Here is a 5903-nt window from a genome sequence, read left to right as displayed (position 1 = left end):
CTCGCACTGCCTGAACGGCGGGGCGACCTTGTTCTTCACCACCTTCACCCTGGTGCGGGACCCCACCACCTCGGTGCCGTCCTTCAGGTTCTCGATCTTGCGGACGTCGAGGCGGATCGACGAGTAGAACTTGAGCGCGCGACCGCCCGGCGTGGTCTCGGGATTGCCGAACATCACGCCGATCTTCTCCCGGAGCTGGTTGATGAAGATGGCGGTGGTCTCGAACCGCGACAGGGAGCCGGCCAGCTTCCGCATGGCCTGCGACATGAGCCGGGCCTGCAGGCCGACGTGGGAATCGCCCATCTCGCCTTCGATCTCGGCCCGGGGCACGAGCGCGGCAACCGAGTCGATGACCACGAGATCCATGGCCCCGGAGCGCACCAGGAGGTCGGCGATCTCCAACGCCTGCTCGCCTGAGTCCGGCTGCGACACCAGGAGCTCGTCGATGTTCACGCCGAGTTTGTGAGCGTAGGTGGGATCGAGCGCGTGCTCGGCGTCGACAAAGGCCGCGATACCGCCCATCCTCTGGGCCTCGGCGATGATGTGGAGGCACACGGTGGTCTTGCCCGACCCTTCAGGGCCGAAGACCTCCACGATGCGCCCCCGGGGGATGCCGCCCACGCAGAGGGCCATGTCGAGGGCGATGGAGCCGGTGGGGATGACCGAGATTCCCTGGCCGGCGGGATGCTCCCCCAGCCGCATCACCGCCCCCTTGCCGTACTGCTTCTCGATCTGCGTGAGCGCCATGTCGAGCATCTTGTCCCGATCCATCCGCGAAGCCTCCTTCTGACCCCTCGCCCACCGGCGCACGGCTCCGGTGAGCTCTTCCCCGATGTGAGGGCGCACGGTAGCGTGTGGGTCTGACACGGATTACACCTCTGTCATTCGGAACCTGCAACCCCGGATTGTCAATCGGAACCCGCAACCCGGGACCCTACCCGAACGTATGTTCGAGGTCAATCACCTCGGGATCCGAATGCGAACTCCCCGACGGCCTCGTAGATCGGCGCGGGACGTCGGAGGTGGCTCCGGTACACGACCAGCCGGTCGACGGCGAACGGCTCCGAGGCGACGTCCGCTGCCATGATCTCCTCCCCGTCGAACGGGACCGGCGGATCGAACCTGGCCACCGTGAGGTGAGCGGTAAAGCCCCGCTTCTCCGGCGTGAACTCCTTGGCCAGCGTCGCCTCGAGGTCGGCAGCCAGTGAGGCCAGGCGACCACCCGGATCGTCCAGGCCCGCCCACAGCACCCGGGCTCGGCGCGTCGAGGGGAACACGCCGAGCCCGGTGACGCGGGTCTCGAACGGCTCGCTCTGGCGAGCGACTGTCTCGACGGTCTCCGTGACCCACCCCACGAGCCGGGGCCACGTCCGGCCGAGGAACTTCAGGGTCACGTGCTGGTTCTGCTTCGGCACCCACCTCGCCCGGGGGAGGCGCTCGCGCCAGGGCCCGATCGCCTCCTGCATCCGGTCACGGACCTGCTCGGGCACGTCCACCGCCACGAACAGCCGCAGGGCCTTGGCCTCTGGTCGCGACGCTCGGTCCCGCGCCATCACGGCGGGCGAGGCCCGTTGGGCAAGGGCGCGCCCTGGAGGTGGCGGCGCACCAAGTCCAGCCCGGCCTGCTCCGCCCACCGCCGCACGAGGTCGCGATCGCCCGGCGAGCGCAGGCCACGCTGGTGCGACACGCCCTCGGCCTCCAGCGCCGCCCAGATCTGGCCGGGCTCCGCACCGGCGTGGGGCTGCGGTCCGGCCGCGCCGGTGAGCGCCAGGGCGACGTCGGCGCCGAACAGCCGGCGTGCTCCCGCAGCCATCTCGCGGGCGCACTCCGCACTGACCAAACCCGGCCCGTCGATCGTCTCCTGGGAGACGCCGAGGATCTCCCGCTTCGCCCGGGGCGAGTAGCACACTGCGGAACCGAGGAAGTAGTCGGAGGCCCCCGGCACCGACGTGATCCTGGCACCGAGCTCACCGCCCGTCAGCGACTCGGCGCAGGCGAGGGTCTTCCCCCCGTCGCGCAGCAACCGGCCCACGGTCTCTTCCAACTCCTCGTCCGTCGTCGTGAACGCGTGGTCCCCGAGCCGCCGAGCGACCTCCTCGACCAGTGGTTCGAGCAGCGCCTCGGCGTCCCCGTGACTTCTCGCTTTCGCCGTCAGCCGGACCTTCACCTCTCCGCCGCCGGCCAGGTAGGCGACGGTGGGATTGGCGGAGGCCCGGAACAGGTCATCGGTGAGCTCGGCGACGCGCGACTCCGGGATCCCGACGCACCGGACGACCCGTGACGCGATCGAGGCCGGCCCCGCCAGCGATGACAGCTCCCGCAGCACGGTCCCCTCCATCATCTCCCGCATCTCCGCGGGGACACCCGGGAGCGCGTACAGGCGCGTGCGCTCGATCTCGACCGCGAGCCCCGGCGCCGTTCCTCGATCGGGGGTGATCACGCGCGCGCCCTCGGGCACCTCCGCCTGGACGAGGTTCGACTCGCTCATGGTCCGTCCCGCCCGGGCGAACTTCGCCCGGATCATGTCCTCGAGCTCGGGACGGCGGACCATCCGGGCTCCAGCCACCCCAGCCACGGCCTGGCGCGTGATGTCGTCCTGCGTTGGTCCCAGGCCGCCGGTCACGATCACCACGTCGGCATGGGAGAGCGCATGCCGAAGCGCCTCAGCGATCCGTTCCGGGTTGTCCCCCACCACCTGGTGGTACAGGACGTCGACCCCGATCTCCGCCAGGCGCTCGGAGATCCACTGGGCGTTCGTGTTGGGGATCTGTCCGAGCAGGAGTTCGGTGCCCACCCCCACGACCTCGGCCCTCACCGGCCTCTCGCGTGCCTCGGCTGGCCCGCGCTCACGCCGCCGGTGACGGCGTGGGGCCAACGTCCCCATAGCTGTAGGTCTCGCGCCAGGGACGGTTGCGCCTTCCGGGGAAACCCTTGTCGTCGCCGTTCACCGTCACATGGGCGCTGGCGCCGTGGTCCAGCCGGATCGTGAGCGATAGGTCGGCCTCGAAGGAGCGGCTCTCGCCGGGCTCCAACGAGAACGTCTGCGGCGGCGCGGCGTCGATCGTCACGGTGACGTCGACCGGTTGCTCCGCGGCCACCAACGCCACGATCCCGGGGCCCAGTCCTGCCAGGCCCGCCGTGTCGGAGGACAGGTCGGCCGGGGGCGGTGCGGAGGCCCTCGTGGAGATGATCCCGAACGACGCCGCCAGGATCAGCAACGTCGCCGCGATCATGACGAACAGCAGGTGGCTGTCGCGACGGCGGGGTGCGCCGATGGGGTTCTCCGCTGCAGGTGGCCCCGTCGGCGCCGGCGCCTCCGCCGGCGCCGCGGCGAACCGCGCGTACGCGTGCACCATCTGGTCCGAGGGGAGGCCGAGGTACGTGGCGTACGACCGGATCGAACCCCGAACGTACACGTCGCCCAGGAGGCGATCGAAGGCCTCTTCCTCTAGGGCTACCAGGAACTCGCGGCGGATCCTCGTGTCGCGGCTGGCCTCGTCGAGGGTGACGCCGCGGGCCGCGCGGGCCCTTCGGAGCGCCGGGCCCACGCCGATCGTCGATCGCTGCACGCTTCCTCCTGGATCCGGCTTGTGGCGTGGGAGTATAGGCAGTGGCCCCACGGAGCGCCGGGGCTGACAAGGCGACGAGATGGCGCCCGGTTCAGAAGTCCCGGCGGCCCTCGAAGTGGGCCGCGACCTCGGGTCGGGTGAGCTGGTACAGGGCTATCCGTTGCCCTCCGGCCGTCCGGAAGGAACAGCAGGGTCCATGGGGGATCTCGAACGTGCCCGCCCGCTGCCATCCCCTGGACTGGAGCTCGGCCAGCGAAGCCGCAAGGTCGTCCACCCGATAGACGAGGATCGGCCGATCGCCCTCGACGTGATCCGCTAGCAGGAGGAGCGGCGGGCCGCCGGTCAGCCGGACCGCCGCGACCCTGGTCCCCCCGGACTCGATGGCGAAGACCAGCTCGCCACCCAGGACGTCGGTGAAGTACGAGGCTTCGGCGGCGACGTCGTCGCTCGGGCAATACAGGAAGTCGAGCTGCGCGAATGGTGCGGCCATCGAACCTCGAGCTCAGGTCGTGCGGGCCGAGCGGGACTCCTCCCACTCCTCCAGCGTGACCAGGACGTCGCGAGCCCGCGAGCCCTGGGAGGGGCCAACGATCCCCCGCTCCTCCATCAGGTCCATCAGCCGGCCGGCTCGAGCGAACCCCACCTTGAGCTTTCGCTGAAGCATGGACGTCGAGCCAAGCTGCGACCGGATCACGAGCTCAGCGGCTTGTTCCAGGAGCTCGTCGCCGGCACCGAGGTCGTCCTCGCCTTCCATCGGTGGGCGCCCCAGGCCCTCGACGCTGGCTGCGTACTCGGGTTCGCGCTGGGCTCGGATCCATTCGCACACCGAATGGACCTCCTTCTCGGTGACCCACGCGGCCTGAAGGCGCGTCGGCTTCGACGCGTTGGACGGTGCGTACAACATGTCGCCGTGCCCGACGAGCTTCTCCGCACCGTTCATGTCGAGGATGACCCGCGAATCCGCCTGTGACGATGTCATCAGCGCGATCCGGGAAGGGATGTTCGCCTTGATCAAGCCGGTGACGACATCGACCGACGGCCGTTGCGTGGCCACGACCAGGTGGATGCCGACGGCCCTTGCCATCTGGGCGATGCGGACGATCGTGTCCTCCACGTCGCGCGGTGACACCAGCATCAAGTCGGCCAGCTCGTCGATCACGACCACGATGTACGGGAGGTCAGTGAACTTCTCCTCCTGGCCGGCCGGGATCCGGAGCGTGCCCGATGCGAGGCCCTCGCGGTATCCGTCGACGTCGCGGACGCCCACCATGGCCAGGGCCTCGTACCGCTGCTCCATCTCCCGGACGACCCACCCCAGGGCCTCGGCGGCTCGCTTCGGATGCACGATGACCGGCGACAGGAGATGCGGCAGGTCGGCGAAGTGCGCCAGCTCGACCCGCTTGGGATCGACGAGCACCAGCTTCACCTGTTCGGGTGTGGTTCGCATCAGGATCGACGTGATGAAGCAGTTGATGAGGGAGGACTTCCCCGCGCCGGTGGCCCCAGCGATCAGCAGGTGCGGCATCTTCGTCAGGTTCACCATCTGAGCCCGGCCGTGGACGTCCTTGCCCAGCGCCACCGCCAGCGGGTGCCGGTCGTCCTTGGCCGCCGGGGCCCGAAGGACGTCGCCGAGCATCACGAAGTCGCGGACCTTGTTCGGCACCTCCACGCCGATGGCGGACTTCCCGGGGATCGGCGCGATGATCCGGACGTCGGGCGTGGCGAGCGCATAGGCGATGTCGTCGGCCAGGGACAGCACCTTGTTCACCTTGGTGCCGGCCTCCACCTCGACCTCATAAAGGGTGACGGTCGGGCCGCGGTGGGCCTTCGGCACGCGAGCCGCCACGCCGAACGTGCGGAATGTTCGCTCCAGGGCCGCGGTGGTCTGCTCCTCGTCCCGGGTGGAGCCGGCCGACGGGGGGGCCGTGCGGAGCAGGCCGATCGGCGGCAGCTTGTAGGCCCCGCCCTTCGGGGCCGGGGTGGGGACGAAGGTAGTGTCGGATTCCGTTCCGGACGGCGGAGACGAGGGCTCCGGCTCGGCCTCGTGGTCGCGGAGGTCTACCACGACCGGGACATCCTCCTCAGTGCGGCCCCGGCGATCGCGCTTGGTTCGCGCGGCCCGCCCCGGCTCGGCCTCTTCGTCAACGCCGGCCGCAGCCGACAGCTCGCGGACCCTGGCCCACGCTGCCGACAGCGGCGTGCCGGTGAAGATCAGCATCCCGAGTACCGTCACGCCGGCCCAGATGATGCCGGCGCCGAGTCGCGACACTCCGCGGGAGATGGGCCACGCGGTGACCGCGCCGACGAACCCGGCCGCGTCCCGGGCGCTCCCCG

General features: G+C 70.2%; 6 protein-coding genes. All 6 read right to left on the bottom strand.

Translation table 11 applies throughout. The features are described 5' to 3' along the window. A partial coding sequence (gene recA, locus VGW35_05390; protein ID HEV8307081.1) for a recombinase RecA occupies positions 1–771 on the bottom strand: 771 nt, incomplete at its 3' end. 185 nt (positions 772–956) lie between these two features. Further along, complete coding sequence (gene thpR / locus VGW35_05385; protein HEV8307080.1) at positions 957–1553, bottom strand: RNA 2',3'-cyclic phosphodiesterase; 597 nt, start codon at positions 1551–1553, stop codon at positions 957–959. Next, the gene (locus VGW35_05380; GenBank protein ID HEV8307079.1) at positions 1553–2815 is read right to left on the bottom strand and encodes a competence/damage-inducible protein A; all 1263 of its coding nucleotides are present in this window, start codon (positions 2813–2815) and stop codon (positions 1553–1555) included. Before VGW35_05380 ends, thpR begins: the two co-directional genes overlap by 1 nt. Before the next feature lie 31 nt (positions 2816–2846). Then, positions 2847–3548 (bottom strand): helix-turn-helix domain-containing protein, encoded by a 702-nt coding sequence (locus tag VGW35_05375; protein ID HEV8307078.1) that lies wholly within the window; start codon positions 3546–3548, stop codon positions 2847–2849. A 112-nt stretch (positions 3549–3660) separates the two neighbouring features. After that, positions 3661–4059 (bottom strand): hypothetical protein, encoded by a 399-nt coding sequence (locus tag VGW35_05370; protein HEV8307077.1) that lies wholly within the window; start codon positions 4057–4059, stop codon positions 3661–3663. Between the two features lie 12 nt (positions 4060–4071). Continuing rightward, on the bottom strand, positions 4072–5903 hold a 1832-nt coding region (locus VGW35_05365; GenBank protein HEV8307076.1), incomplete at its 5' end, for a DNA translocase FtsK.

The organism is Candidatus Methylomirabilota bacterium, from assembly GCA_036005065.1.
Classification (GTDB): Bacteria; Methylomirabilota; Methylomirabilia; order Rokubacteriales; family DASRDR01; genus DASYQW01.
This window is presented reverse-complemented; position numbering and strand designations above follow the sequence as displayed.

Coding starts and splice junctions, on each gene's coding strand:
- thpR (HEV8307080.1), bottom strand. CDS start 1,553: ATGGCGCGGGACCGAGCGTCGCGACCAGAGGCCAAGGCCCTGCGGCTG.
- VGW35_05370 (HEV8307077.1), bottom strand. CDS start 4,059: ATGGCCGCACCATTCGCGCAGCTCGACTTCCTGTATTGCCCGAGCGAC.